General features: G+C 68.2%; 24 protein-coding genes. 9 read left to right on the forward strand and 15 right to left on the reverse strand.

What is annotated here, in order from left to right:
- Positions 1-13 precede the first annotated feature (13 nt).
- The 5 genes from rbfA to rimP are packed head-to-tail and all read right to left on the reverse strand — an operon-like array spanning position 14 to position 5997.
- Positions 14-454, reverse strand: coding sequence for a 30S ribosome-binding factor RbfA (gene rbfA, locus HLH48_RS04730; RefSeq protein ID WP_182996349.1), 441 nt, complete (start codon positions 452-454; stop codon positions 14-16).
- Positions 451-3162 carry a translation initiation factor IF-2 gene (infB, locus tag HLH48_RS04735; protein ID WP_182996350.1) on the reverse strand — a complete coding sequence of 904 codons (2712 nt, stop codon included), beginning with the start codon at positions 3160-3162 and terminating at the stop codon, positions 451-453. Before infB ends, rbfA begins: the two co-directional genes overlap by 4 nt.
- Positions 3163-3174: 12 nt before the next feature.
- Positions 3175-3816, reverse strand: coding sequence for an RNA-binding protein (locus tag HLH48_RS04740; protein WP_182996351.1), 642 nt, complete (start codon positions 3814-3816; stop codon positions 3175-3177).
- Between the two features lie 36 nt (positions 3817-3852).
- Positions 3853-5397, reverse strand: coding sequence for a transcription termination factor NusA (gene nusA, locus HLH48_RS04745; protein ID WP_182996352.1), 1545 nt, complete (start codon positions 5395-5397; stop codon positions 3853-3855).
- Between the two features lie 18 nt (positions 5398-5415).
- The gene (gene rimP / locus HLH48_RS04750) at positions 5416-5997 is read right to left on the reverse strand and encodes a ribosome maturation factor RimP (protein WP_220794996.1); all 582 of its coding nucleotides are present in this window, start codon (positions 5995-5997) and stop codon (positions 5416-5418) included.
- A gap of 188 nt (positions 5998-6185) precedes the next feature.
- Between rimP and HLH48_RS04755 the strand changes: the two genes are divergently transcribed.
- Genes HLH48_RS04755 through HLH48_RS04765 form a run of 3 tightly spaced genes read left to right on the forward strand, consistent with a single transcriptional unit; the run spans position 6186 to position 9075 of the window.
- Positions 6186-6788, forward strand: coding sequence for a hypothetical protein (locus tag HLH48_RS04755; RefSeq protein ID WP_182996354.1), 603 nt, complete (start codon positions 6186-6188; stop codon positions 6786-6788).
- Complete coding sequence (locus tag HLH48_RS04760; protein ID WP_182996355.1) at positions 6785-8053, forward strand: AAA family ATPase; 1269 nt, start codon at positions 6785-6787, stop codon at positions 8051-8053. Before HLH48_RS04755 ends, HLH48_RS04760 begins: the two co-directional genes overlap by 4 nt.
- A gap of 26 nt (positions 8054-8079) precedes the next feature.
- The gene (locus tag HLH48_RS04765) at positions 8080-9075 is read left to right on the forward strand and encodes a hypothetical protein (protein ID WP_182996356.1); all 996 of its coding nucleotides are present in this window, start codon (positions 8080-8082) and stop codon (positions 9073-9075) included.
- 45 nt (positions 9076-9120) lie between these two features.
- Here HLH48_RS04765 and HLH48_RS04770 read toward each other — a convergent pair whose 3' ends face one another.
- The 5 genes from HLH48_RS04770 to HLH48_RS23125 form a co-directional block, all read right to left on the reverse strand.
- Entirely contained in the window at positions 9121-10008 is an 888-nt protein-coding gene (locus HLH48_RS04770; RefSeq protein WP_182996357.1) for a LysR family transcriptional regulator, read from the reverse strand.
- A gap of 176 nt (positions 10009-10184) precedes the next feature.
- The gene (locus tag HLH48_RS04775) at positions 10185-11660 is read right to left on the reverse strand and encodes an ABC transporter substrate-binding protein/permease (protein ID WP_182996424.1); all 1476 of its coding nucleotides are present in this window, start codon (positions 11658-11660) and stop codon (positions 10185-10187) included.
- 26 nt (positions 11661-11686) lie between these two features.
- Positions 11687-12433: an amino acid ABC transporter ATP-binding protein gene (locus HLH48_RS04780; RefSeq protein WP_182996425.1), complete on the reverse strand. Its 747-nt coding sequence runs from the start codon at positions 12431-12433 to the stop codon at positions 11687-11689.
- Between the two features lie 73 nt (positions 12434-12506).
- A complete protein-coding gene (gene acnA, locus HLH48_RS04785; RefSeq protein ID WP_182996358.1) occupies positions 12507-15200 on the reverse strand; it encodes an aconitate hydratase AcnA in 2694 nt (897 codons plus the stop codon).
- Positions 15197-15622 (reverse strand): hypothetical protein, encoded by a 426-nt coding sequence (locus HLH48_RS23125; RefSeq protein WP_246386893.1) that lies wholly within the window; start codon positions 15620-15622, stop codon positions 15197-15199. Before HLH48_RS23125 ends, acnA begins: the two co-directional genes overlap by 4 nt.
- On the opposite strand from HLH48_RS23125, the gene ccmA reads away from it, so the two are divergent.
- Both ccmA and ccmB read left to right on the forward strand, forming a co-directional pair.
- A complete protein-coding gene (gene ccmA / locus HLH48_RS04790) occupies positions 15515-16090 on the forward strand; it encodes a heme ABC exporter ATP-binding protein CcmA (protein ID WP_246386924.1) in 576 nt (191 codons plus the stop codon). The two genes, HLH48_RS23125 and ccmA, sit on opposite strands and share 108 nt — an antisense overlap.
- Positions 16087-16767, forward strand: a complete 681-nt coding sequence (gene ccmB / locus HLH48_RS04795) for a heme exporter protein CcmB (protein WP_182996359.1) — start codon at positions 16087-16089, stop codon at positions 16765-16767. Before ccmA ends, ccmB begins: the two co-directional genes overlap by 4 nt.
- Positions 16768-16784: 17 nt before the next feature.
- Here the strand turns inward: ccmB and HLH48_RS04800 are convergent, their stop codons facing one another.
- Positions 16785-17015, reverse strand: a complete 231-nt coding sequence (locus HLH48_RS04800; RefSeq protein ID WP_182996360.1) for a hypothetical protein — start codon at positions 17013-17015, stop codon at positions 16785-16787.
- 235 nt (positions 17016-17250) lie between these two features.
- Positions 17251-18381, reverse strand: coding sequence for a type III PLP-dependent enzyme (locus HLH48_RS04805; RefSeq protein ID WP_182996361.1), 1131 nt, complete (start codon positions 18379-18381; stop codon positions 17251-17253).
- A gap of 318 nt (positions 18382-18699) precedes the next feature.
- Between HLH48_RS04805 and HLH48_RS04810 the strand changes: the two genes are divergently transcribed.
- Positions 18700-19623 (forward strand): YihY/virulence factor BrkB family protein, encoded by a 924-nt coding sequence (locus HLH48_RS04810; protein ID WP_373320230.1) that lies wholly within the window; start codon positions 18700-18702, stop codon positions 19621-19623.
- 18 nt (positions 19624-19641) lie between these two features.
- On the opposite strand, the gene HLH48_RS04815 is transcribed toward HLH48_RS04810, so the two are convergent.
- Positions 19642-20244: a septal ring lytic transglycosylase RlpA family protein gene (locus HLH48_RS04815; protein ID WP_246386894.1), complete on the reverse strand. Its 603-nt coding sequence runs from the start codon at positions 20242-20244 to the stop codon at positions 19642-19644.
- 319 nt (positions 20245-20563) lie between these two features.
- Between HLH48_RS04815 and aroQ the strand changes: the two genes are divergently transcribed.
- From aroQ to accC, 3 genes are read left to right on the forward strand one after another with little or no spacing between them, the layout of a single operon-like run.
- Positions 20564-21022 carry a type II 3-dehydroquinate dehydratase gene (gene aroQ / locus HLH48_RS04820; RefSeq protein WP_182996362.1) on the forward strand — a complete coding sequence of 153 codons (459 nt, stop codon included), beginning with the start codon at positions 20564-20566 and terminating at the stop codon, positions 21020-21022.
- Positions 21019-21459 carry an acetyl-CoA carboxylase biotin carboxyl carrier protein gene (locus HLH48_RS04825; protein ID WP_182996363.1) on the forward strand — a complete coding sequence of 147 codons (441 nt, stop codon included), beginning with the start codon at positions 21019-21021 and terminating at the stop codon, positions 21457-21459. The genes aroQ and HLH48_RS04825 overlap by 4 nt, the downstream gene beginning before the upstream one ends.
- A complete protein-coding gene (accC, locus tag HLH48_RS04830; protein ID WP_182996364.1) occupies positions 21459-22802 on the forward strand; it encodes an acetyl-CoA carboxylase biotin carboxylase subunit in 1344 nt (447 codons plus the stop codon). The genes HLH48_RS04825 and accC overlap by 1 nt, the downstream gene beginning before the upstream one ends.
- 30 nt (positions 22803-22832) lie before the next feature.
- Here accC and HLH48_RS04835 read toward each other — a convergent pair whose 3' ends face one another.
- The gene (locus tag HLH48_RS04835; RefSeq protein ID WP_182996365.1) at positions 22833-25061 is read right to left on the reverse strand and encodes an FUSC family protein; all 2229 of its coding nucleotides are present in this window, start codon (positions 25059-25061) and stop codon (positions 22833-22835) included.
- 156 nt (positions 25062-25217) lie between these two features.
- Positions 25218-25748: an adenine phosphoribosyltransferase gene (locus HLH48_RS04840; RefSeq protein ID WP_182996366.1), complete on the reverse strand. Its 531-nt coding sequence runs from the start codon at positions 25746-25748 to the stop codon at positions 25218-25220.
- Positions 25749-25820: the final 72 nt, after the last annotated feature.

The raw sequence follows: 25820 nt of genomic DNA on the forward strand, positions 1-25820 counted from the left end.
CCTCGGCAGCGCGCTACTCGTCCAGATCCCGCGCCACGTCCGGCCGGCGCAGCAGCGCATCGACCTCCATCGCATAATCCAGCGCCGTATCGGGCTGGAAATGGATTTCCGGCACCACCCGCAGGCGCAGGCTGCCCGACATGCGCGAGCGCAGAAACGGCGAAACCCGATTGAGAGCCGGCAGCAGCGCCTCGACATCGCTGCGCCCCAGCCGCGCGACGAAGGCCGTCGCGTGCTTCAGGTCGGGGGAAAGCCGCACTTCCGTCACGGTGATGCGGGCATCGGCCAGGTCCGGGTCGCGGAACTCGGTGCGCGCGAACAGGTCGGCCAGCACGCGGCGCACTTCCTCGCCCACGCGCAACTGGCGCTGGCTGGGGCCGGAAGCGGCAAGACCGGCGAGTTTCCCCGCCGGCCCCGCCATATTCACCTTCCCACGAGAGGGGTTGCGACTCATGCGGGAACCAGTTCCATCTCATAGCACTCGACCATATCGCCTTCGCGCAGGTCGTTGTAGCCGGCGAAGGACAGGCCGCACTCATAGCCGCGCGCCACTTCCTTGACATCGTCCTTGAAGCGCTTGAGCTGGCTGAGTTCGCCCTCGTGGACCACGACGTTGTCGCGCAGCAGGCGCACGCCGCACCCGCGCTTGACCACGCCCTCGGTGACGTAGCAACCGGCCACCTTGCCGACCTTGGTGATGTCGAACACCTTGCGGATCTCGGCATAACCCAGGAACTTCTCGCGGTGCTTGGGCGCGACCTTGCCCTTGACCAGTTGCTCCACGTCATCCGCGACTTGGTAGATGATCGAATAGTAGCGGATATCCACCCCTTCGCGCTGCGCCAGTTCCCGCGCCTGCGTCGTGGCGCGGACGTTGAACGCGATGATCACCGCGTCCGACGCCTTGGCCAGTTGCACGTCGCTCTCGGTGATCTGCCCGACACTGGCCGTCAGCACCCGAACCTTGACCTCTTCATGCTCCAGCTTGAGCACCGTGGTCTGCAACGCTTCCGCCGAACCCTGGACGTCGGCCTTGATCAGCACGGCGACTTCCTTCTGGGCGCCGGCCTGGATGCGCGCCAGCATCTGGTCCAGCGTGCCGCGCGCGGCCGTCTGGCCGGCGGCCATGCGGTCCTTGATCACGCGCTGGCGGAATTCCGAGATCTCGCGGGCGCGGTTCTCGTTCTCCACCACCACGAACGGCTCGCCGGCCCCCGGCACGCCGGTCACGCCCAGGATCTCGACCGGCGTCGACGGCAGCGCTTCCTGGATCTGGCGGTTGCGGTCGTCCAGCATCGCGCGGACACGGCCCCATTCGGCGCCGGCCACCACGATGTCGCCACGCCGCAGCGTGCCCTTCTGCACCAGGATCGTCGCCACCGGGCCGCGACCGCGATCCAGCCGGCTTTCGATCACCGAGCCTTCGGCCACCCGGTCGGGGTTGGCGCGCAGGTCCAGCACTTCCGCCTGGAGCAGGATGGCTTCCTCCAGCTTGTCCAGCCCGGTGCGCTTCAGCGCCGAGACCTCGACATCCTGGGTGTCGCCGCCCATCGACTCGACCACGATCTCGTGCTGGAGCAGCTCCTGGCGCACGCGCTCGGGGTTCGCGCCCGGCTTGTCGCACTTGTTGATCGCCACCACGATCGGCGCATTCGCCGCCTTCGCATGGCGGATCGCCTCGACCGTCTGCGGCATCACGCCGTCATCCGCCGCGACCACCAGCACCACCACGTCGGTCACCGAGGCGCCACGGGCCCGCATGGCGGTGAACGCCTCGTGGCCCGGCGTGTCGATGAAGGTGATCTTGGCGCCAGAAGGCAGCGTCACCTGGTAGGCGCCGATATGCTGGGTGATCCCGCCGGCTTCGGCCGCCGCCACGTCGGTGGTGCGCAGCGCGTCCAGCAGCGAGGTCTTGCCGTGGTCGACATGCCCCATGACCGTCACGACGGGCGGGCGCGGCAGCAGGTCTTCCGGCGTATCGTCGATCCCCTCGATGCCGATCTCCACATCGCTGTCCGCCACGCGGCGGACGCGATGGCCGAATTCCTGAATGACCAGTTCGGCCGTATCCGCGTCGAGCGACTGGGTCACGGTCGCCATCACGCCCATCTTCATCAGGGCCTTGATGACTTCGCCCTGGCGGGCCGCCATGCGGTTCGCCAGTTCCTGCACCGTGATCGTCTCGGGCAGCACCACGTCACGCACCACGCGGACCTGGTCGGCGCGCAGGCGCTCCAGTTCCGCCTGCCGGCGCTCGCGCTCGCGCTGGCGCCGGACCGAGGCCAGCGAACGCGTCTTGTCGTCGTCACCCTCGATCGCCGCCTGAACGTCGATGCGGCCGGACCGGCGGTTGTCGCCACCCTTCTTCGCCGGCGCGCCGTTCGGCTTGCGGCTGGGCACGACTCCGGGGCGGCGCGGCGCGCGGCGTTCCTCTTCCGTGTCGGGGCCACGGCCGGTGCGCAGGCGCAGGGTCTCGCCCTGCGGCTGGGCCGTCGTCGCGGCCTGCGGCGCCGCCGGCCGAGTGGTCGTGACCGGACGGGCCGGCATGATGGCGCGCTCGGCCAGCGGGCGCAGCCGCTCCATCGGCGGGGCCAGCGTGACCTCGCCGGGGATCGGCACGGCCGAAACCACCGGGCCGCCCGGCTCGGACTGATCCTGGTCCGGGGCATGGTCCTGGGCCTGGGGCCGGCTGCGCTGCTCGGCCGCATCGGCACGGGCGCGCGCCGCGGCCTCTTCCTGCTCGCGGGCCGCGTCCTCGGCTGCGCGCCGGGCATCTTCCTCGCGCCGCCGCGCTTCCTCGGCGGCGGAGAGGATCATGATCTTCTCCTGCTCGCGCCGCTCCTGCTCGCGACGGACGGCTTCGGCCCGCTGCTCCTCGAGTACGCGCTGGCGGGTGGCCAGTTCCCCGGCGGTCAGCGCGCGACCGCCATTGCCCCCGCGCCCGCCCGCCCGGCCGCCGCCGGACGAACCGGAGCCGCTGCCCGCGGGGGCGGGACCGGGGCCGCGCTTCTTGCGCACCTCGACCTGCACCACCTTCGAACGACCATGGCTGAAACTCTGCCGCACGGAACCGGCGTCAACCGTCCGTCCGACCTCCCTCCGGCCCGCCGGCCGCAGGGACAAGCGTCCCTTACCCTGATCCTGATCGTTGCCTTCGCTCATGTACCCGCCTGTTCACCCAAGTTCGCCGGATTGGTCCGACGAACCCGGAACCGCCCTGCCGGACAGCCCCGCAAAACGTTCACTATCGATATGGACGCGCCGTGCCAGTTCGCCACGCGACATCGCCGCATGCACGACATGGTCACGGCCGAATGCCGCCCCCAGACCCGCCGCCGTAGGAACAACCGCTATCGGCAGGTCCCGTGCGCCGGACAATAACCTCGTCCTCTCATCAGGACTGCCGTCCCCGGCCTGTATGATCAGACCGGCGCGACCGCCCTCGATCCATTCCCGCACCTTGACGAAACCGTATGTCACCTGACCGGCCCGCCGTGCGAGTCCCACCGTCTCCATGATCCGGCGCACGAGGCCGGCCTGTAGAATTCCATCCAGGTCGGGCGGAACGACGACCTGACCCCGGGCGGCGCGTGAGAACGCCCCCCGTGTCCGCGCCGTTTCTAGCACATCCCGGCGCGCGCTCAACCAGATTCCCCGTCCGGGCAGACGCGCGGAAAGATCGGGCGTCACGACACGGTCGGGCGAGACCACGAAACGCAGCATCGTCTCGGGCGCCGCGCGCTCCCGCGTGACGATACAGCGGCGCAGGGGCCCCCGCTCGTCGTCCGCGGAATCGTGGTCGGCGTCCGTCGTCATATTATCCTGTCCCGCCCGTTCCGACACGCCGCGCGCTCAGGCCTCCGGCGCCTCCGGCGCGCCCTGCGCCCCGGCCGGTTCATCACCCTCGAACCAGTGGGCACGCGCCGCCATGATGATCTCGTTCGCCGCTTCCTCGTCGATCACCTCGGCCCCCAGGATCTCGACCAGTTCGTCGCCCGCCAGGTCGGCCAGGTCGTCCAGGGTCTTCACACCCTTTTCACCCAGCGTCACCAGCATCTGGTTGGAAAACACGCCCAGCACCGCGATCTCGTCCGACACGCCGAGGCCGCGCCGCGTCTCGTCCAGCTCGTCCTCGCGCCGGGCCAGGAAGCCCTCGGCACGGCGGACCAGCTCGCCGGCCACGTCCTCGTCGAATCCTTCGATCCCGGCCAGTTCGTCGGGGTCGGCATAGGCCAGTTCCTCGATCGAATGGAAGCCTTCCGTCACCAGCAGGCCGGCGATCACGTCGTCCACGTCCAGCGCCTCGACGAACAGGCTGCTGCGGCGGCGGAATTCCTCCTGCCGGCGCTCCGATTCCTCGGCCTCGGTCAGGATGTCGATATCCCAGCGCGTCAACTGGCTGGCCAGGCGGACATTCTGCCCGCGCCGGCCGATCGCCAGGCTCAACTGCTCGTCCGGCACCACGACTTCGACGCGCCCGGCCTCCTCGTCCATCACCACCTTGCTGACTTCAGCCGGCGCCAGCGCGTTGACGACGAAGGTCGCCGCCTGCGGGCTCCAGGGAATGATGTCGATCTTCTCGCCCTGCAATTCCTGCACCACGGCCTGCACGCGCGATCCGCGCATGCCCACGCAGGCGCCGACCGGATCGATCGAGGCATCGCGTGAAATCACCGCCATCTTGGCGCGCGACCCCGGATCGCGGGCCACGGCCTTGATCTCGATGATCCCGTCATAGATCTCGGGCACTTCCTGCGCGAACAGCTTGGCCAGAAAGGCCGGATGGGTGCGCGACAGGAAGATCTGCGGCCCGCGCGGCTCGTCGCGCACGTCATAGATATAGGCCCGCACGCGGTCGGAATTGCGGAAACTCTCGCGCGGAATCAGCTCGTCGCGACGCAGCAGCGCCTCGGAACTGCCGATCTCGACCATCAGGTTGCCGTATTCGGTGCGCTTGACCGTGCCGTTCACGATCTCGCCCACACGGTCCTTGAATTCTTCGAACTGGCGCTTGCGCTCATATTCGCGCACGCGCTGCACGATCACCTGCTTGGCGGTCTGCGCCGCGATCCGGCCGAAATCGATCGGCGGCAGCGGGTCGACCAGATGCTCGCCCAACTGGATCTCGGGCTTGAACTTGCGGGCGATATGGAGCGGGATCTGCGTCTCCTCGTTCTCCACCACCTCCACGGCCTCGGTCCAGCGCGACAGGCGGACATCGCCGGTCCTGCGGTCGATGGTCGCGCGGATGTCCTTCTCATGGCCGTATTTGGCGCGCCCGGCCTTCTGGATGGCCTGCTCCATCGCCTCCAGCACTTCCTCGCGGTCGATCGACTTCTCGCGCGCGACGGCATCCGCCACCAGCAGCAGTTCGGGACGGGAAACGGACGTGTCCATCAGAACCTCCAGGACGTCTCAGTGAGTCTTGCGCGCCGGCGTCTCGCCGGGCGTGACAGGGGTTTCCGGGGCTCCGTCGTCGGAGACCCCCATCATATGGGCGCTGGCCGCGATCAGTTCATCGGTCAGCACCAGCCGCGCGCGGCGCATGTCCGACAGCGGCAGCGCCGCCTCGGTGCCGTCTTCCAGCCGCAGCCGCCCGACACCGTCCGCGGCGCCCAGCAGAATGCCCGAGAAGCGCTTGCGGCCATCGATCGGGATATTCACCTCGGCCTTGGCCAGGTGGCCGGCGAAGCGGTTCCAGTCCTTCGCCCGCGTCAGCGGGCGGTCGATCCCGGCGGACGAGACCTCGAGCGTCCAGGCGCCGGGCAGCGGGTCCTCGATATCCAGCACCGCGCCCACCGCGTGGCTGATCTGCTCGCAATCCTCAATCGCGATCAGGCTGCCGTCGGCGCGGTCGGCCATGATCTGCACCGTCGGGCTCTCCCGGCCCAGGATCGCCACCCGGACCAGTTCGAATCCCATGTCGGCCAGGACGGGCGCCACAAGGGCGGCCACCTTGGCGTCCAGGCCGGTGAGGTAGGGAAGGTCTGCGTCCAAAACAAAAAAGGCGGCCGGCAAGGCCACCCCCCAAAAAAAGCGGAAGATGAAGGAATGCAGCCCATATAGGCGATAACGCCCCCCGCCGCAAGATGCCGGCTTCGGCCGCTTCCGCGCATACATTACATTACAATCACGTCGGCGTTTGAATGCTTGCCCACCGCATGGGGCACACGCATGATGCGGGCATGAGGCAGACGCCCGAACCCGAAGCACGCGCCACTCCCGACGAAGCCGGACCCGGCAAAGGTCGGCCGCTCTGGTACGGCCTGGCGGCGGGGATGATCGTGGTGGCCGGGTTCAGCGCCCGCATGGCCACCCAGAGCCAGCATCCCGCCCCCCTGCCCGCCGCCATCTCCGGCGATGCCCCGCACGGCGCGGTCAGCGCCGCCAACACCCTCGGCAGCACGCAGCAATTCGCCATGATCGCGCCCGACAACGCCCCGCGCGCCCTGCAACAATCGGGGCTGACGCCCGACCAGCAGGCCCGCATCCTGGCCGGCATCCACAAGCGCGAATACCGGCTGGTCCAGATGCCGATCTATGACGAGGCCGGGACCGGCGGCGTCGTGACCGTCAGTTCGGGCGGCATCACCCAGACGGTGCCGCTGACCCCCCGGCCGCGCACCGTGCTGCTGCCCATCCGCATTTCCGGCGAGGTCGATATCGCGCCGGTGTCCGACCCCGGCCCCGCCGGCGTGGCGCCGGGGGCCATCACGGTCCTGGGGCCGACACCGCTGCCGGTCATCCACCGCGACCAGATGCTCGTTCTCGATGTGATCGTCCAATGAAGGCGCTCCTGCCCGCCCTGAACCGGCTGATGCCGGTCATGATGGTCATCTTCCTGATCCTCGCCAGCTTGCAGGCCGCGGCCTCGCTGCATCTTTCACTCGCCAGCCTGACGCATTTCATGGAATGGTGTGCGCCGGCCTTTCCGATGCTGATGGGCGGCAGCAGCCTGCTGGTCCTGGCGGGATTGATGTTCGAGACCCGCGCCGAGCGACTGGCGCGCAAGGGGCTGCGGCGCCGACGGGGGTGGATGATGGATGTACTGGCCAGGCTGACCAATCGCACCGCGCTGGAGGAAATGCTGGCGCGCGAGCAGAAGGAAACGGTGATCGACGCCGAGGAACTGGCGGCCGGCCTGCGCGCGCGGGTCATCGGCCAGGACCAGGTCTGCGAGGACATCGCCGCCCAGCTCCGCCGCCGCATGGCCTTGCAGGTGCGCGGCAAGCCGGTCGGCATCTTCCTGCTGGCCGGGCCGCCGGGCACCGGCAAGACCTACCTGGCCAAGCAGATGGCCCGGCAGCTCGACCGCCCCCTGCTGCATTTCGACATGACGCAGATGAGTTCGCCGCACGCCGCGACGCAATTGTTCGGCTCGCCCAAGGGCTATGTCGGCTCCGACACGTTCGGCAAGCTGACCGGCGGCCTGAAGGAAAAGCCCGATGCCGTCGTCCTGCTCGACGAAATCGAAAAGGCGCATCCCGACGTCTTCAAGAAATTCCTCACGGCCTGGAATGACGGGCACGTCACCGAGGCCTCGACCGGCCAGCAGGTCTCGACCGTCCGCGCCATCTTCGTGCTGACCTCCAACATCGCGACCGAAGCCCTGTCCGAGATCGCCGACCGCCTGGCCGACGAGCCCGACCGCATGCGCGCCGAGTCAGTCGAGGCCCTGCGCCAGGCCGGCTTCGCGCCCGAGGTGCTGAACCGCCTGGACCGCATCTTCGTCTTCCGCGCGCTGACCGGCCTGGACGTGGCCCGGGTCGCGGCGCTGGAGATCGAGGCGATGATCGAAAGCTACGGCCTGCGGGTGGAAACCGGCGGCATCGACGCCTCGCTGCTGTTCGAGGTCATGCGGCGGCAGAACAAGATGGGCGCCGCCGCCAGCGCCCGCGACCTGGTGCGGTCGATCGAGGACATGATGAGCGACTCGCTGATTTCCGCCCGCCAGCAGGGGGCGAAGATGGTGCGCGTCATTTCCGGCGAGAACGGCGTCACCGCCGAGATCGCCAACGATACCGAGGCCCAGCGGGCACGCGTCCTGCGCTGACCCGCTTTTCCCTTACGGCGACCTGAATGTCCGCAGCTTCCCGTCTCTGGCATCGCGCGCCGATCTGGCGCGCGATGCTCTATTGCATCCCCCTCTTCGCGGCGCTGACGCTGCTCTATCCGCCGGCGTACCTCACGCGCATCGCGGCCCTGCGGCCGGTGTTCGACCGCGTCAACCGGACCCTGGGCCGCACCCCGGCCCCGCCCGCGCCCGCATCCCCGTCCGACGCGTCGCCCGACGCCACGCCGCCCGCCCCGCCCGCCGGCGGCGCGCCGGACAATGGCCAGCAGACGGCCGGCGGCCCGCAACTGGCGGCGCCGCCCATCACGTCCGACCTGTCGGGGGCGATCCCCTTCGCCGGCCGCATCCTGCCCCTGCCGGCCGGCACCTGGCACCCGGTGCTGACGACGCAGAGCGGCCCGCATGGCGAACTGCTCAGCAACGTGCTGGTACGCGCCGAAGGCGGCATCGTGACCGGGGTGATCATCGCGCGGGCCAGCACGCAATCCCTGCCGCTCTCCACCGTCGACGCGATGAACAACGGCTGCCACGACGACCGGAACTACCTGTCGAAGATCGTCCCCTCGGACTCCAAGGTGCTGGAATGCTGGTTCACCAGCCATGTCCAGATCGAGGGCCAGCCGCTGAGCGACAGCGTGGACATCCAGACCGCCTTCAACCGCCTGCATGTGCTAGGCTTCCCCATTCCCTACGTCATGCTGGTCACCACCTGGAACTACGCCGAGGCCGCCGCCGATCACGGCGCGAACATCGAAAACGTGACCACCCTGCTCAGCCCGGCCCGCAAGGGCACCATGACGCTGCCGGCGCCGCCGGACCGATGGCTGAAGCAGGAACTGCCGCAGAACCCGGGCGCCCAGCGTTTCGTCAACGCCGCCAATGGCTGGATGGACGGATGGACGACCATGCTGCGCCGCGGCTTCCATGGCGACCTGACGAACGGCAGCCCGGACCTGGTGCGCGCCAGCCGCGATCCGGCATCCTTCCTGCCGGGTGAATGACCGGGCGTTGCCCGCCCGCGCCGAGCCCCCGGGAAAGACCCGTCCCTACCGCAGCACGTCCGCGATATCGATCAGGAAATCCAGCACCGTGCGCGTCCGCAGCGGCAATGTCCGCGGCCCGGTATGCACGGCATAGAACGGCAGTTCCGGCACCACCCATTCCGGAAACAGGCGGATCAACCGGCCCGCCGCGATATCTTCCGTCACCTGGAACGACGGCAGCAGCCCGATCCCCAGCCCCGCGAGCGTGGCCTGCAACACCGCCTCGCTACTGTTGGCGCGGAAGGGCCCGCTGGCGGCAACCACGCTTTCCTCGCCATTGCCCTCGAATTGCCAGTCATGACGCGTGCCGCCATAGGTATAGGCGATGCAGGGATGGTTCAGCAGATCGCGCGGATGGGCGGGCGCGCCGCGCCGCGCCAGATAATCGCCGCTGGCGACCGCGATCCGCTTGACGGTGCCCAGGCGCCGGGCGATCAGCGATCCTTCCGCGATCTCCCCCACCCGTACCGCCAGGTCCAGCCCCTCCTCGACCAGGTCGCCGAACCCGTCGCGCATGATCAGTTCGACCGACAGGTCGGGATGCTTGTCCAGCAATTCCCCCAGCCGCGCGGTCATGTACAGGCCGAACGCCGTGGTCACCCCCAGCCTGACCAGGCCGGACACCGACGCCCGGCGGCGCCCCAGCGCGGTCTCGGCGGTTTCCAGGATCTCCAGCACCTCATAGGCATGGGGCAGCAGGTTGCGCCCATCCTCGGTCATCATCAGGCTGCGCGTGGTCCGCGCGAACAGGGTGGCGCCGTAATGCGCCTCCAGCAGCGCGATATGGCGCGAAATCGTCGGCTGACTGGCGCCGGTTTCCCGCGAGACGGCGGAAAACGAGCCGGTGGCCGCGACACGAACAAAGCTGTGCAGAGCGGATAGCAGATCCATGACCATATGACGTTCGGATTGTCTTCGACCGGTTTTCTTTAGGCCTCCGCCTATTTATGCACAACGTGACATGAAACAGCACCGACATGTGCCAGACGCATCAAGCCGGCCTTGGAAACCCGGTCGTTATCAGGCAATTGGGATGCCGGGTCCCACCCCCCGCCAAGCCCGGGCCCTCAGATATGCCCGCTCCGCTGGCGCCCGGTATGAAACCGCGCCTCCGCCATGCGCGCCAGCCGCACAAAAGGCAGGCCCAGCAGCAGATAGGCGACGCCGATCAGCAGGCCGGTGCCGAAATAATCGTAATAGGTCGAGGACAGGCGGACATAGGTCTGGCTCAGCTCGGTCAGCGTAATCACGCTGACCAGCGACGAATCCTTGAGCAGCGAGATGAAATCGTTGGTCATGACCGGAATGACCATCCGCACCGCCTGCGGCACCACGACGAAGCGCAGCGCCTGGACATGCGTCATGTTCAGCGCGATCGCGGCCTCGATCTGCCCGCGCGCCACCGATTGCAGGCCGGCGCGGTAATTCTCCGCCTCATAGGCCGCATAGTTCATCCCCAGCGCCAGCACGCCGGCCACGAAGGGAGACAGGCGCAGGCCGATCCCCGGCAGGGCATAGAAGATGAACAGGATCTGGATCAGCAGCGGCGTGCCGCGCACGATCTCGACATACAGCGTCGCCAGCGCGCCCAGCCAGCGCGGGCCATAGCGCCGCATCAGCGCCAGCCCCAGCCCCAGCCCCACCGCCAGCACCATGGCGCAGGCCGACACCGCGAAGGTCAGCAACGCGCCATGCAGCAGCAGCGGCAGAAAGCCGACATAGCGGTCGAACCGCGCCCGCCAGCCCGCCGTGGGCGCGGTGGCCGCCCGATAATGGTCCCAGGCCTCGGGCACGATGGCGGGCGTCGAGGCATCGCCGGTCAGCGCCGCCATCGCCGGGGTCCACAGGTTCCAGCGCGCCAGGATCCGGTGCAGCTCGCCATCCCGCATCATGCCGTCCAGCGCGGCATTCACCTGGTCGCGCAACGCGGTATCGCCCCGGGCGAAGGCGATGCCATACGCCACCTGCCCGATCGGCGCGCCCACCAGCTTCAGGTCCGGGTCCGGCGACCCGTAATAAAGCGCGATGGTGCCGTCCAGCAGCACCGCGTCCAGCCGCCCGTTCTTCAGGTCGGTATAGGCGTTGGTCTCTTCCTCGTACGCGCGGATACGGATCGACGGATCGGCCTGCAACATGCGCTCGGCCGTCGTGTCCTTCAGCGTGCCCACCACGTGCCCGTGCAGCGCCGCAAGCGTCTCCAGCCCCCGCTGGCCGCGCCGCACGGTGATGCGCTCGGTCGTCATGTAATAGGGGCGGCTGAACAACACGCCCTGTTCATGCTCGGGGGTGATCTCGATCCCGTCGATCACCATGTCGTACAGGCCGCGTTGCAGGCCGGGAATCAACCCGTCCCAGTCGTTCTGGACGAACCGGGTCGGCCGCCCGAGGCGCCGGCCGATCGCCTGGGCGATCTCGTATTCATAGCCGGTCAGGCGCGACTGGTCGGCCGGATCGTGAAAGACGAACGGCACATTCGCCTCGGCATCCGACGCCCAGCGCAGCGGAGCGGCATGGCCGGCGACGGACCACACCATCGCCGCCATCGCCACCAGTGCCAGCAACAGGCCTTTCACAGCACGGATCTCAGGAATTTCCGCGTGCGCGGGTCCTGCGGGTCCACGAACAGCCGGTCCGGATCGTCGGCCTCGACGATCTCCCCCCCGTCCATGAACACCACGCGGTCGGACGCCGCGCGGGCGAAGCGCATGTCATGCGTCACCACAAGCTGGGTCATCCCCTCATTGTCCAGGGTACGCATCACCGACAGCACCTCCTCGGCCAGTTCGGGATCGAGCGCCGAGGTCGGTTCGTCGTACAGCATCACGTCGGGGCGCATCGCCAGCGCGCGCGCGATGGCCGCGCGCTGCTGCTGGCCGCCCGACAGCGTGTCGGGATAGCGCGCGGCCATGGCGGACAGGCCCACCTTGTCCAGCAGGGCCTCCGCCTCGGCCCGCGCGTCCTCGGCCGGCACGCGCTTCACGCGGACGGGGGCCAGCATCACATTGTCCAGCACGGTGCGGTGAGGAAACAGATTGAAGGACTGGAACACCATGCCGACATGCGCCCGCAGGCGATGGGCGGCGTCCTCCTCCTGGCGGCTCCACCGCCCGCCGACCCGCGTGATCGTCACCCCGGCGATCTCCACCGTCCCGGAATCGGGAATTTCAAGAAAATTGAGACAGCGCAGGAACGTCGACTTGCCGCAGCCCGACGGCCCGATGATCGAGATCAGCTCGCCGCGCGCCACCTCCAGCGAAATGCCGCGCAGCACCGCCTGCCCGTCGAAGACCTTGCGGACCTGCCCGGCCCGTACGATGGCTCCGGCAAAAAAAGCCGGCCCAGGTTCCCCCGGGCCGGCGCCAGACTCGTCAAACGGAAGAAGAGACCGTTCAGGCAGCTTTGGTCATCCCGCGCAGCACATACTGAAGGATGCCACCATGCCGGTAATATTCGACCTCGTCCAGCGTATCGACGCGGCAGAGCAGCGGCACTTCTTCCCTGGTGCCGTCGGCACGGGTGATCTCCATGGTCAGCGTCATCCGCGGGGTGATCGCATCCAGCCCCTTGATGTCGATGACCTCATCCCCCTTCAGGTTCAGCGACTTGCGCGTCGTGCCGTCCTTGAACAGCAGGGGCAGCACGCCCATGCCGACCAGGTTGGAGCGATGGATGCGCTCGAAGCTTTCGGCGATCACGGCGCGAACGCCCAGCAGCAGGGTGCCCTTCGCCGCCCAGTCGCGCGACGACCCCATGCCGTATTCCTTGCCGCCGAACACGACCAGGGGCACGCCCTCGGCCTTGTATTCCATCGCGACATCATAGATCGAGCCTTCCTTGCCGTCGGGGAAGTGCTTGGACAGCCCCCCTTCGGTGCCCGGCAGCATCTCGTTCTTGATGCGGATGTTCGCGAAGGTGCCGCGGACCATGATGCGGTCGTTGCCGCGACGCGAGCCGTAGGAATTGAAATCCTTCGCCGAGACCTGATGCTCTTTCAGATAGACGCCGGCCGGCGAACTCTCCTTGATCGAACCGGCGGGCGAGATATGGTCGGTCGTGATGTTGTCGCCCAGCAGCGCCAGCACGCGGGCGCCCACGATGTCACCCTTCGGCTTGGGTTCCGGCGTGATGTCCTGGAAATACGGCGGGTCCTGCACATAGGTCGAGGTCGGATCCCACTTGTAGGTCTCGGACCCGGTCGCGACCTTCAGCGCCTGCCACTCCTTGGTGCCCTTGCTGATCTGGCTGTAGCGCTTGATGAACTCCTCGCGGGTGATCGAGGAACCGATCAGGTCCGCGATCTCCTTGTTGGTCGGCCAGATGTCCTTCAGATAGACCGGCTTGCCGTCCTTGGAGGTGCCGAGCGGCGCGGTGGTGATGTCCTCGCGCATGGTGCCAAGCAGCGAATACGCGACCACCAGCGGCGGGCTGGCCAGGTAGTTGGCGCGCACGTTGGGCGAGATGCGGCCTTCGAAATTGCGGTTGCCCGACAGCACCGACACGGCGACCAGCTTGTTGCCTTCGATCGCATCGACGATATGCGGCTCCAGCGGGCCGGAATTGCCGATGCAGGTCGTGCAGCCATAGCCGACGGTGTTGAAGCCCATCGCGTCCAGCTCTTCCGTCAGGCCGGCGCGGTCCAGATAGTCGGTCACCACCTGCGATCCGGGCGCCAGCGACGTCTTCACCCACGGCTTCGGCTTCAGGCCCAGCGCCCGCGCCTTTTTCGCCACCAGGCCCGCCGCGATCAGCACCGCCGGGTTGGAGGTGTTGGTGCAGGAGGTGATGGCCGCGATCACCACGTCGCCATGGCCGATCTCGTAGTTCGTGCCGGCCACCTTGGCCTTCTTGTGCGCGTCGGCGGCGGGCACGCCCAGGCCGCCGGTCAGCTCACCTTCGAACGCGCTGGTCGCGTCCTTCAGGGTCACGCGGTCCTGCGGGCGCTTCGGGCCGGCCAGCGACGGCACGACGGTCGACAGGTCGAGTTCCAGCGTGTCGGTGAACACCGGCTCGGGCGTTTCCGCGGTGCGGAACATTTCCTGGGCCTTCAGATATTCTTCCGTCAGCTTGATGCGGTGCTCGTCGCGGCCGGTCTGGCGCAGATAGTCCAGCGTCAGGTGATCGACCGGGAAGAAGCCGCAGGTCGCGCCATATTCCGGGGCCATGTTGGCGATCGTCGCACGGTCGGCGACCGGCAGATGGTCCAGCGCCGGGCCGAAGAACTCGACGAACTTGCCGACCACGCCCTTCTTGCGCAGCATCTGGGTGACGGTCAGCACCAGGTCGGTCGCCGTCGCGCCCTCGGGCAGCTTGCCCGTCAGCCGGAAGCCGATGACGTCGGGGATGAGCATCGCGATCGGCTGGCCCAGCATCGCGGCCTCGGCCTCGATGCCGCCCACGCCCCAGCCCAGCACGCCCAGCCCGTTGACCATCGTCGTATGGCTGTCGGTGCCGTACAGCGTGTCGGGATAGACGTAGCTCTTGCCGCCCACCTCGGCGGTCCAGGCGACCTGGGCGATATATTCCAGGTTCACCTGGTGGCAGATGCCCGTGCCCGGCGGCACCACCGAGAAATTCTCGAACGCTTCCTGGCCCCAGCGCAGGAAGGCATACCGCTCGCCATTGCGCTCGAACTCGATGGTCACGTTGTCCTGCAACGCTTCGGGCGTGCCCGCCACGTCGACCATCACCGAGTGATCGATGACGAGGTTGACGGGCACCAGCGGGTTCACCTTCTGCGGGTCGCCCTTCAGCTTCAGGATACCGTCGCGCATCGCGGCCAGATCGACCACGGCGGGGACGCCGGTGAAGTCCTGCATCAGGATGCGCGCGGGCTTGAAGGGAACTTCCTTCGTGCTGCTGCCCTGCGGCAGCCAGCCGGCGATCGACCGGGCGTCATCGACGCTGTACGACCGGCCGTCCTCGAAACGCAGGATGTTCTCCAGCAGCACTTTCAGGCTGACCGGCAGGCGCTTCACATCGCCGATCGTCTTCTCGGCTTCCGGAATCGAGAAATAATGGTACTCTTTGCCGTCCACATGCAGCGTACGGCCTGTCTTGATTGAATCGTGCCCAACCGACTTCATTGGTTTTTCCTCCGCGGCGTCAGCAACGGATTATCCAATTGAGGCACGTGCTCCGCATATAAAGGCGGTGTGTTCCTCTGGACAACCGGCTTGATCTCCCAACGGTCGTAGAACATACCCGGACGCGGTGACGACACAAGCTGGCCCCGGTAACAAGAACGCGGGAACACGCCTGCGCCGCGCCGCCGCCGCCCACCGTTCACAAGCCGAGGACGATCGCCATCCCTGCCGCCCTCCCTCCCGCCAATCCGCTGCTGAATGTCGAGAATATCTCTGTTTTCCGTGGGGAAAGACTGGTTCTCGATGCCGTCGGGCTGCGCCTGGACGCCGGCGAGGCGCTGCTGCTGACCGGCCCGAACGGCGCGGGAAAGTCGACCCTGCTGCGCGTTCTCGCAGGATTGCGAAAACCGGAAGGCGGCCATGTGCTGTGGTCGGGGATCGATGCGCTGGCGGACCGGACGGCCCACGCCGCGCGGGTCGCCTATCTCGGCCACCAGGACGCGCTCAAGCCCGGGCTGACCCTGCGCGAGAACCTGGCGCTCCCCGCCCGCGCGGCGGGGTCGGACGCGGAACAGGCCATGCGCGCGGTCGATCTCCTGCCCCTGGCCGACCTGCCGGCCCGCATGCTCTCGGCCGGGCAGAAACGCCGCGCCGCCCTGGCGCGCGTGGTGCTGGCCCGCGCGCCGCTCTGGCTGCTCGACGAGCCCAGCCTGGGGCTGGACACGCGCGCGATCGGCCTGCTGGAAGCCCTGTTTCACGCCCATCGCAAGGCTGGCGGAATCGTGATCGCAACCACCCATGTACCCCTGCCCCTGCCCGGGGCCCGCACCCTCGCCCTGCCGGGCGCCGGCGCGACCGGCCCCCGCCCCGACGGGGAGCCATGGCCATGAACGCCTCCCTCCCCGCCCTGCTGGCGGCCGTCATCGGGCGCGACCTGCGGCTGGCGCTGCGCCACGGCGCCGACACGCTGGGCGCGGTCCTGTTCTTCATTCTCGCCGGCGCGCTGTTTCCCCTGGCCCTCGGCCCGTCGCCGGACCTGCTGCGCCGCATGGCCCCCGGCATCGTCTGGGTCTGCGCCCTGCTCGCCGCCCTGCTGCCGCTGGACCGCCTGTTCGGGTCGGAGCTGGAGGACGGCTCGCTGGACCAGTTGATGCTGTCCGGCCTGCCGCCGTCGCTGGTGGCGCTGGCCAAGATGATCGCCCACTGGCTGACCACCGGCCTGCCGCTGCTGCTGGCCGCCGCCCCGCTGGCCATCATGCTGGGCCTGCCGGTGCCGGTGCTGCCGATCCTGCTGGCCGGCCTGGCGCTGGGCACCGCCGTGCTGTCGCTGATCGGCGGCATGGCGGCCTCGATCGTGCTGGGCGCGCGCCGGGGCGGCGTGCTGCTGCCGCTGCTGGTACTGCCGCTGGCCACCCCCGCCCTGATCTTCGGCGCGGCGGCGCTCGACGCCGCGCAGACCGGCCTGTCCTGGCGGCCGGACCTGGAACTGCTGGGCGCCTTCCTCGCCGCCGCCCTGCCGCTCTGCCCGCTGGCGGCCGGCGCCGGCCTCCGCGCGGCCGTCGAATAGCGGAAGAAAACCCCTGCCTACTGGATGCTGTCACCCTCGCGCGGACTGGTCCGCATCAGCCAGTCGATCTGGTTCCGGACCTTCAGCCAGAACAGCACGTCCTCGATCAGGTTCTGGTCGAGGGAGCGCGCGATATGACGCATGGTCATGTCGCGCGCCCCGGCGCCATAGACGGCGACGAGGGAATGCGCCGTTGCCCGGGCACTGACCCTCTTCTCCTCCTCCTCCTCATCGGATCCTTCCAGCATGTCTGCCTCGAATGTTGAGGGTCGTGCAGCCGTTCCGTCGCGCACCCGACGCGGGCCGCTTCGGCTCGTCCGGTCTCTCCGGGCCAACCCGGCCATCCTTATCCAGACAGACCCATGACAATGGTTTTATTGTGGCCCGCGCCAGACGAATTGTATCAGTCGGGCCGCCGGAAAAACCGAAAACCCGTCGCGCGAGGCGACGGGTTCCAGCAGCACGCCGTCCATAATAGACGCGTCAGATATAATACTCGGCCAGCGGCGCGAAACCGTTGAACCGGGTGGAGCAGTAGGTCGAGACATAGGCCCCGGTCGACAGAAGTTCGATCCGGTCGCCCGACGCCAGCGCCAGCGGCAGGGCATAGGGCGCCTTTTCGTACATGATGTCCGCGCCGTCGCAGGTCGGCCCGGCGATCGCCACCCCGCCGGTGGCGCCCCCGTCATGCGGCGTACGGATGCCATAGCGGATCGACTCGCCCTCGGTTTCGGCCAGGCCGCCGAAACGGCCGATATCCAGATAGACCCAGCGCGTATCGTCCTCCAGCCCGCGCCGGGTCACCAGCACGACTTCCGACGACACCACCCCGGCATCGCCGACGATGAAGCGGCCCGGCTCGACGATCATGTCCGGCAGGTCGTTGCCGAAATGCTCGGTCATCGCATGGCTGATCGCCAGCGCGAACCGGTCGATCTCCGGCACGTCCTCGCGGTAGCGGATCGGAAAGCCGCCGCCCAGGTTGACCATGCGCAGGTTCAGCCCCGCCGCGGCCAGGTCGGTGAACAACATGCCCACCCGCGCGATCGCGGCTTCATACGCGTCGGTCGTCGTCTGCTGGCTGCCGACATGGAACGACAGGCCATACGGGTCCAGCCCCATCTGGCGGGCACGCAGCATCAGGTCGCGCGCGCTGTCCAGCGTGGTGCCGAACTTGCGCGACAGCGGCCATTCCGCGCCCTCGTTCTCGACGATCAGCCGGCAATAGACCCGCGATCCCGGCGCGTGGCGGGCCAGCTTCTCCAGCTCCTCGATGCAGTCGAAGGCATACATCGTCACGCCGGCCGCATGGGCGCTGGCAATCGCCGACACCTTCTTGACCGTGTTGCCGAACGAGATGTCCCGCGCATCGGCACCCGCGTCGAGGCACAGGCTGATCTCTTCCCACGACGCGGCGTCGAAGGCCGAGCCCAGCGACACCAGCCGGCGCAGGATCGCTTCCGCCGGATTGGCTTTCACGGCATAATAGATGCGCGCCAGCGGCAGCACATGATGCAGCGCGCGATAGCGGGCCTCGACCCGATCGACATCGACGACGAGGCAGGGCGTGGCGGGCGCGCGCTCCGCCAGAAAATGGGCGATCTTGGGAGTCATCGCACCCAAATCCCTTCTGTGAAATCCATCCGGGACTTGTGCCGGACAGGTGTTGCGAAACGGTCTAACGGACCAGCGACCAGAACCGGGTCCCCAGGGAACCCCCAATTGCCAGAACGCTTGACGTCGTTGCGTAACCTCAGAGGGCCAGTGGCACGTGCGTTGTTGCGTGGAGAGCGCATATGAGGGCAAAGCACCCGGGGCGCAACAGAAAAATCGTCCGCCAGGCATGTTTTTTCGTTAGGTAGTGCGAACCCGCCGGGCGATGGCCGCCCTTCCCGGGGCGCGCACGCCCCACACCCGACCGACGGAGCCCGCGTGATCGCCCTGCATCCCGACAAAACCCAGCATCTCGCCGCGCCTCCCCTCGATCCATGGCGGCTCTGGCGCCCGGTCCTGCGCCGCATGGTGCATAATCTGGGATCGGACCAGATCACGCTGGCCGCGGCGGGCTGCGCCTTCTATGCGACGCTCTCGCTGTTCCCCGCCATCAGCACGCTGATCTCGATCTACGGCCTGGTGCTGGCCCCCGACACGATGGAACCGCAGCTCGACCTGCTGCGGCACCTGCTGCCGCCCGCGGCCTTCGCGCTGATCAGCGATCGCATCCAGACGCTGGCCGCCGAACCCCATTCGTCGCTGACGCTCAACCTGATCATCTCGACCACCATCGCGCTCTGGTCGGCCTCGGCGGCCACGCGCTCGATCATCTCCGCCGTCAACATCGCCTATGGCGCGACCGAGACCAGGGGCTTCATCCGGTTCCAGGTAGTGGCGCTGGGCATGACGCTGTGCGCGATCTGCGGGGCGGTGCTGACGCTGGCGGTCATGGTGGCGCTGCCGGTCCTGATCAACTTCATCCCCGCGCGCCTCGGCCTGGCGCCCCCGCCCTGGTCGGTCGAGCTACTGGTGCAGACGGGCGGCCCGCTGCTGCTGCTGCTGTTCGTCCTGGTGGCCTGCACGCTGCTCTACCGGCTCGGGCCCAGCCGCCCGGCCGCGCCGTGGCGCTGCATCCTGCCCGGTTCCTGCGCGGCAACCCTGGTCTGGATCATCACCTCGGTCGGCGTCTCGTACTATATCGGCAGCATCGCCACCTACAACGCCACATACGGGCCGCTGGGCGCGGTGGCGGCGACGATGATGTGGTTCTTCGTGACCGCCTATGTCGTCATGCTGGGCGCGGAACTGAACGCGGGCCTGGAAGCCGAGATCGAACAGGCCGCCGCCGTCAAGACACCGTAAAGACGCGGCCCCCGGCGATCAGCGGCGGCCGGCCGCCACGCGGCGCGAGGCACGCGGCCCGGCGGCGGCCACGGCATCGGCGCTGGTGTCCGACGCCTCGGCCTGCGCGACCTCGGTGGCCGGCATCGGCCGTAGCACGACATGCGCGGTGCCGGCGTTCAGCATGCCCAGCTCCGCCGCCGCGGCGGGCGACAGGTCGATGATCCGGCTGCCATGGAACGGACCACGGTCATTCACCGTCACCACCACCGAGCGACCGGTATCCTGCGAGCGCACCAAAACCCGCGTTCCCATCGGCAGGGTCGGATGCGCGGCCGTCAGCGCCCCGGGATCGAACGAGCGGCCCGACGACGTCCGGCGCAGGGACTGGCGGGCATGGCGCGCGCGGCCGTACCAACTGGCCACCCCACGCTCGGACCAGGCCAGGGCGGATCGGCTGGCCATCGCCAGGTCGTGCGACCGGCGCGCCAGCGCCGCGTGAACCGACGCCGCCCATGCCGTCACCGGGTGACCGGCCGCCGGCGCGGTATCGGCATCCCCGGCCCCGCCCCGCGCATGGGCGGCGGACATGAAGAAAACCAGGCACAGCAGCGACAGCATCGTCCGCGCTCCGGTCCGCATTCCTCGTCGTGTCCGGTTCAATTTCAATGCGCTTTCAGTCCTCTTGGGATGAGCCAACCAGTATCGTGTGATCATAGAGCAGTCCCGACGCCACAGAGTCCAGTCTTTTCCGTCACGATGACCGGCGCGAAAGGCCCCAAGACGGCCCAACCGCCCTGTTTTCCCACGCCGGATTCCATTTCCACGATGAATTATGGCAATTTTCAGCCTTTCATTACTGCCGGCCCGCGGCGCGCCGTTCCCTGGCGCCCGGCATCCGGCCGCACCCGCCGCGATCATTCTCTTGGAACCGGCCGAAGGGCGTGCTACGGCGCCTGTGATGATAAAGCGCCCTCTGATCGCGGTCCTGAACGGACCCAACCTGAACATGCTCGGAATGCGCCAGCCGGAAGTCTATGGCCGCGCGACCCTGGACGACGTGGAACAGATCTGCATCCAGGCCGCCGAACGGCTGGATGTCGCGATCGATTTCCGCCAGACCAACGGCGAGGGCGAGCTGGTGTCGTGGGTCCAGGAATGCCGCAACCGCGCGCAGGGGATCGTTATCAATCCGGCCGCCTACGGCCACACCTCCATCGCCCTGCTCGACGCGCTGCTGGCCGTCGAGCTGCCGGTGATCGAGGTCCATATCTCCAACATTCACCGCCGCGAGGATTTCCGCCATCATACCTATTGCTCCCGTGCCGCCGCAGGCGTGATCTGCGGTCTGGGAGTGCGTGGCTATGCAATGGCGCTTCAGGCGATGACCGACATGATTCTGGACGAGAACGATCGATGAGCCGACTGCTCGTGGACGCGGATGCCATTCGGGCATTGGCTGAAATTCTGACCGAAACCGGCCTGACCGAGATCGAGATCGCGGAGAAGGACAACCGCATCCGCGTGGCCCGCGCCGCCCCCGGCGTGATCCACGCCGTGCCGGCGGCCGCCCCGGCCCCGGCGGTGCCCGTCGCCGCCGCGCCGGCCGATCCGGCCAAGCACCCGGGCGCCGTGACCAGCCCGATGGTCGGCGTCGCCTACCTGACGCCCGACCCCAGCTCGCCCCCCTTCGTCACCGAGGGGCAGAGCGTCACCGCCGGCCAGACCCTGATGCTGATCGAGGCGATGAAAACCTTCAACCAGATCAAGGCCCCCCGCGCCGGCACGCTCAGGAAGCTGCTGGTCGCCTCGGGCGATCCGGTCGAGTTCGGCGAAGCCCTGGCCATCATAGAGTAATGTTCTCCAAGATCCTCATCGCCAATCGCGGCGAAATCGCCCTGCGGGTCCTGCGCGCGTGCCGCGAAATGGGGATCCGCACGGTCGCGGTCCACTCCACGGCCGACGCCGATGCCATGCATGTGCGCCTGGCGGACGAGGCCGTGTGCATCGGGCCGCCTTCCTCGCGCGACTCCTACCTGAACGTCGCCGCCATCCTGTCGGCCGCGACCATCACCGGGGCCGACGCGATCCATCCCGGATACGGCTTCCTGTCCGAGAACGCCGATTTCGCCGAGACGGTCGAGGCCCATGGCCTGGCCTTCATCGGGCCGACCGGCCAGCACATCCGGATGATGGGCGACAAGATCACCGCCAAGACGACCATGCGGGCGCTCGGCGTGCCGCTGGTCCCCGGCTCCGACGGCGCGCTGGCCAACCTGGACGAGGCCCGCGCCGTCGCGGCGCAGGTCGGCTATCCGGTGCTGATCAAGGCCGCCGCCGGCGGCGGCGGGCGCGGCATGAAGGTCGCGCAGACCGCCGACGACCTGGACGAGGCCTGGAGCGTCGCCCGGACCGAGGCCCGCGCCGCGTTCGGCAATGACGAGGTCTATCTCGAAAAATACATGGACCGGCCCCGGCATATCGAATTGCAGATCCTGGCCGACACCCATGGCAACGTCGTGCATTTCGGCGAGCGCGACTGCTCGCTCCAGCGCCGCCACCAGAAGCTGCTGGAAGAAGCCGGCTCCCCGGCCCTGACGGCCGAGCAGCGCGACGCGATCGGCGCCACCGCCACGGCGGCGCTGCGCAAGCTGGGCTACCGCAACGCCGGCACGCTGGAATTTCTCTACCAGGACGGCCAGTTCTGCTTTATCGAGATGAACACCCGCTTGCAGGTGGAACATCCGGTGACGGAAATGCTCTGCGACGTCGACCTGGTGCGCGAGCAGATCCGCATCGCCGCCGGCGAGCCCCTGGGCTACGACCAGTCGGCCATCACCTTCAGCGGCCACGCCATCGAATGCCGCATCAATGCCGAGGACCCGTCGACCTTCCTGCCCACGCCGGGCACGGTCACGGTCTTTCACCCCCCCGGCGGCCTGGGCGTGCGCATCGACAGCGCGCTCTATGCGGGCTATCGCGTGCCGCCTTATTACGACAGCATGATCGGCAAGCTGATCGTCCACGCCCCCACCCGGGCCGAGGCGATCGCCCGGATGCGCCGCGCGCTGGACGAATTCGTGATCGACGGCGTCAAGACGGTGATCCCCCTGCACCGCAAGATCCTCGACGACCCCGAATTCCAGAAGGGCGACTACACCATCCACTGGCTGGAGCGCTTCGTCGCCTCCCAGCGCTGACGGCAGGGGGCTTTGCCCCTGCCATCCCTCTCAGCCAAACGCCGCGTCCAGATACGGGCTCGACGCGTCGAAGAACATCCGGTTGGCCTGCAATTCGTAGGAAATCACGTTCAGGCTGGCCAGGGCGCGGTCCATTTCCATCCGCACGCCCAGATTGGCCTCGTGCCCGGCCTCGGCCGCGATCCGGTGGCTGGCCAGCTCGGCCGCGCGGGCGGTCCGGCCGTAATGGCCGCCATAGCGGCCGCTGAACTGTTCCATGCGCCCCATCATCGCCGCGATCACCTGGCTGGCCGAGGCCGGCAGCAGGTTGCGCGCCAGAAGCCGGCGCAGGCGGATCACGTTCAGCCCGATCGTCATCGCCGACAGCGTGCCTTGCAGATAGGCGTCGATCACCGGCTCGGGCGTATCCCCGGCATTGGTCAGCAGGCGCACGAAGCGGTCCACATTCCGTTCGACCACGAAAAGCGTGGTCGGCAGGCTGGGCGAGCGGGCCAGATGCCGCAGCCCTTTCAGGATCTCGGCGCGCATCTGCCAGCGCATGGCACCGATATCGTTGGGCAGCACCAGCCGGAACGTCCACATCGCATACCACAGCGCCAGGATCAGGGGCATGGCGGTGTTGAAGAACGTGATTTCATCCAGCCGCCCCTGATTGTCCGGCCCCAGCAGGATGGGCAGGAACAGATTATAGGACACGGCGGCGAGGATGATGGTCGGATAGGCGAAGGCCAGCCCGCCCGCCAGCATCGGCAGGCTGAGGCACAGGGCCAGGATTTCGAAGGTCGACGGCGTCGCCAGCGCCCACAGCACCAGCACCGCCGACACGCCCACCGCCCACAGCGCCCCGGTCAGGAAGGCCTGCGTCGCCAGGGCCGGCTTTTCCAGCGTCGAGAACAGGCTGCACACGATCGAGACGAACATCAGGAACAGCAGCCCGACCGACCAGCCGGTGGCGATCCAGATCACCCCGGCGCCGAAAATGGTGATCGAGGCCCGCAGGCTGTTGGCGCCCGCCAGGCGCCAGTCGCGGAACGTCTTGATACGATAATGAAAATGATCGTGCGGCAGGGGGTGCAGGCTGGCCTCGAACTGGGTAATCGCCCCTTCCAGGTCCTCCAGCATCGCATCCAGCGCATGATGCAGCATGCGCTGCCATTGCAGGCCGCGCGCCTGCTCCTCCGGCGCCGGGGCGACGCCGTCGCTGCCCATCTCCGCGCTCAGCGAATCCGCGATCTCCTGGCGGCAGGTCGCGCGCAGGCCCGCCAGTTGCAGCAGGCTGGGCTGGATGTCCCCCGCTTCCAGCCGCGCGGGCAACGCCAGCAGAAACCCGCGCACCGACCCGGCCGTCCGGTCGAACAGATCGCCCGCCGTGTGACCGGGCATGTGCAGCAGCGCCGACAGGTCCAGCCCGCGTGACAGCAGCACCGCCACCTGTGCCAACGCGGCGCGGGCATGGTCGCCCTCATGGCCGTGATGCCGGCCCAGCTCGACCTCGGCGAACTCGATCTGGTCGCTCAGCGAGGTAATGGTCGAAAACACGCCCCGCGCCCGGGTCAGCGCCTGCCCGTCGCCGCCCAGCAGGTCCGCCAGCGCGCGCGCGGCCCCATCAATCGCGGTCAGGAAATTATGCGCCAGCCGGTCGCGCGCCCGCTCGCCCAGCCGGAACTGGAACAGCGACGACACCGTCGATTCCAGCACGATGCCCAGCACGATATAGGTGGCGCGCGCCATGGCGATCTGGAAGATATGCTGCGGGTCGGCAATGCCGTCCAGCGCGATGATGGCATAGGTAAAGCCGCTGGCCCGCATCCCGTGGATGCGATAGTTGGTCATGGTCGCGGGGCCCGGCAGCAGCGTGCCCACGAAACAGAACAGCCCGATCCCGACCGCCAGCAGCAGGATGAACAGCAGCGGCGATTGCGGACAGGCCGCCACCAGCCCCACGGCGAAGATCGTGCCGACGACCATGCCGAACAGATGCCAGCGCGCCTTGGCGACGCTCTTGCCGCGCGAGCCCTGCGCGACCATCCACACCGTCAGGGCCGCCCATTGCGGGCTGCCCAGTTCCCACCACAGCGCGATGCCCAGCGCGATCAGCGAGGTGATCGTGGTCCGCAGCGCATAGCCGAACGTCATCAGGTCGGGAGCATAGAGCCAGCGCAGATGGTCCTGCCGGACGGGAAATCCCGACCAGAGCCGGGACCACAGATCGCGCAGCCGCGCCAGGTCAGGGGTCAGCGACGGCTCGCGGCTCTTCATCCCGGCATCCAAGCTCCTGCACCGCGCCCGGCGCCGGACGATGGCTTCGTTTCCCTTATTAAATCACCGCGCCATCCGCCGACAGAGCACCGAACCGAATAACAGGGGTCATGAAACCGTATCCCTCCGCCCGCCCGCGCGGGCGGAAGCCGGCTGTCAGTCGTCGTAGGAAACCAGCGCCCTGACCGGCACGTCCAGCCGCGCGCGGCCGCCCAGCGCCGTCAGTTCCACCAGCACCGACGCGCCCACGACGTTGGCGCCGACCTTGCGCAGCAGCGCGATCGACGCCGCCAGCGTGCCGCCGGTCGCCAGCAGGTCGTCCATCACCACCACGCGTTGGCCCGGCACGATGGCATCGGCCTGGATGTGCAGCGTGTCGCTGCCATATTCCAGCTCATAGGAATGGGCCACCGTCTCGCCCGGCAGCTTGCCCGGCTTGCGCAGCATCACCAAGCCGCAGCCCAGCCGGCTGGCCAGCGGGGCAGCGGTCAGGAAGCCGCGCGACTCGATCGCGGCCAGCATGTCCGGCGCCCAGGGGGCCACCGCATGCGTCACCCGGCCCATCGCCACCTGCCACGCATCGGCGTTCCGCATCAGGGTGGAGATATCGTAGAACAGGATGCCGGGCTTCGGAAAATCCGGAATGCCGCGAATATGCTGTTTCAGATCCATCGTGGCGGTCGTCATATCGGTGCCCAAACCCATCCCGTAATAAGCTGATCCCATGGCGGAACCCGGCCCGGACCTTCCGTCCGGGCC

It is taken from the genome of Gluconacetobacter sacchari, from assembly GCF_014174255.1.
Taxonomy (GTDB): domain Bacteria; phylum Pseudomonadota; class Alphaproteobacteria; order Acetobacterales; family Acetobacteraceae; genus Gluconacetobacter; species Gluconacetobacter sacchari.

Coding starts and splice junctions, on each gene's coding strand:
- rbfA (WP_182996349.1), bottom strand. CDS start 454: ATGAGTCGCAACCCCTCTCGTGGGAAGGTGAATATGGCGGGGCCGGCG.
- infB (WP_182996350.1), bottom strand. CDS start 3,162: ATGAGCGAAGGCAACGATCAGGATCAGGGTAAGGGACGCTTGTCCCTG.
- HLH48_RS04740 (WP_182996351.1), bottom strand. CDS start 3,816: ATGACGACGGACGCCGACCACGATTCCGCGGACGACGAGCGGGGGCCC.
- nusA (WP_182996352.1), bottom strand. CDS start 5,397: ATGGACACGTCCGTTTCCCGTCCCGAACTGCTGCTGGTGGCGGATGCC.
- HLH48_RS04755 (WP_182996354.1), top strand. CDS start 6,186: ATGAGGCAGACGCCCGAACCCGAAGCACGCGCCACTCCCGACGAAGCC.
- HLH48_RS04760 (WP_182996355.1), top strand. CDS start 6,785: ATGAAGGCGCTCCTGCCCGCCCTGAACCGGCTGATGCCGGTCATGATG.
- HLH48_RS04765 (WP_182996356.1), top strand. CDS start 8,080: ATGTCCGCAGCTTCCCGTCTCTGGCATCGCGCGCCGATCTGGCGCGCG.
- HLH48_RS04770 (WP_182996357.1), bottom strand. CDS start 10,008: ATGGATCTGCTATCCGCTCTGCACAGCTTTGTTCGTGTCGCGGCCACC.
- HLH48_RS04775 (WP_182996424.1), bottom strand. CDS start 11,660: ATGGCGGCGATGGTGTGGTCCGTCGCCGGCCATGCCGCTCCGCTGCGC.
- acnA (WP_182996358.1), bottom strand. CDS start 15,200: ATGAAGTCGGTTGGGCACGATTCAATCAAGACAGGCCGTACGCTGCAT.
- HLH48_RS23125 (WP_246386893.1), bottom strand. CDS start 15,622: ATGGCCGCCTTCCGGTTTTCGCAATCCTGCGAGAACGCGCAGCAGGGT.
- ccmB (WP_182996359.1), top strand. CDS start 16,087: ATGAACGCCTCCCTCCCCGCCCTGCTGGCGGCCGTCATCGGGCGCGAC.
- HLH48_RS04800 (WP_182996360.1), bottom strand. CDS start 17,015: ATGCTGGAAGGATCCGATGAGGAGGAGGAGGAGAAGAGGGTCAGTGCC.
- HLH48_RS04805 (WP_182996361.1), bottom strand. CDS start 18,381: ATGACTCCCAAGATCGCCCATTTTCTGGCGGAGCGCGCGCCCGCCACG.
- HLH48_RS04815 (WP_246386894.1), bottom strand. CDS start 20,244: ATGCGGACCGGAGCGCGGACGATGCTGTCGCTGCTGTGCCTGGTTTTC.
- aroQ (WP_182996362.1), top strand. CDS start 20,564: ATGATAAAGCGCCCTCTGATCGCGGTCCTGAACGGACCCAACCTGAAC.
- HLH48_RS04825 (WP_182996363.1), top strand. CDS start 21,019: ATGAGCCGACTGCTCGTGGACGCGGATGCCATTCGGGCATTGGCTGAA.
- accC (WP_182996364.1), top strand. CDS start 21,459: ATGTTCTCCAAGATCCTCATCGCCAATCGCGGCGAAATCGCCCTGCGG.
- HLH48_RS04835 (WP_182996365.1), bottom strand. CDS start 25,061: ATGAAGAGCCGCGAGCCGTCGCTGACCCCTGACCTGGCGCGGCTGCGC.
- HLH48_RS04840 (WP_182996366.1), bottom strand. CDS start 25,748: ATGACGACCGCCACGATGGATCTGAAACAGCATATTCGCGGCATTCCG.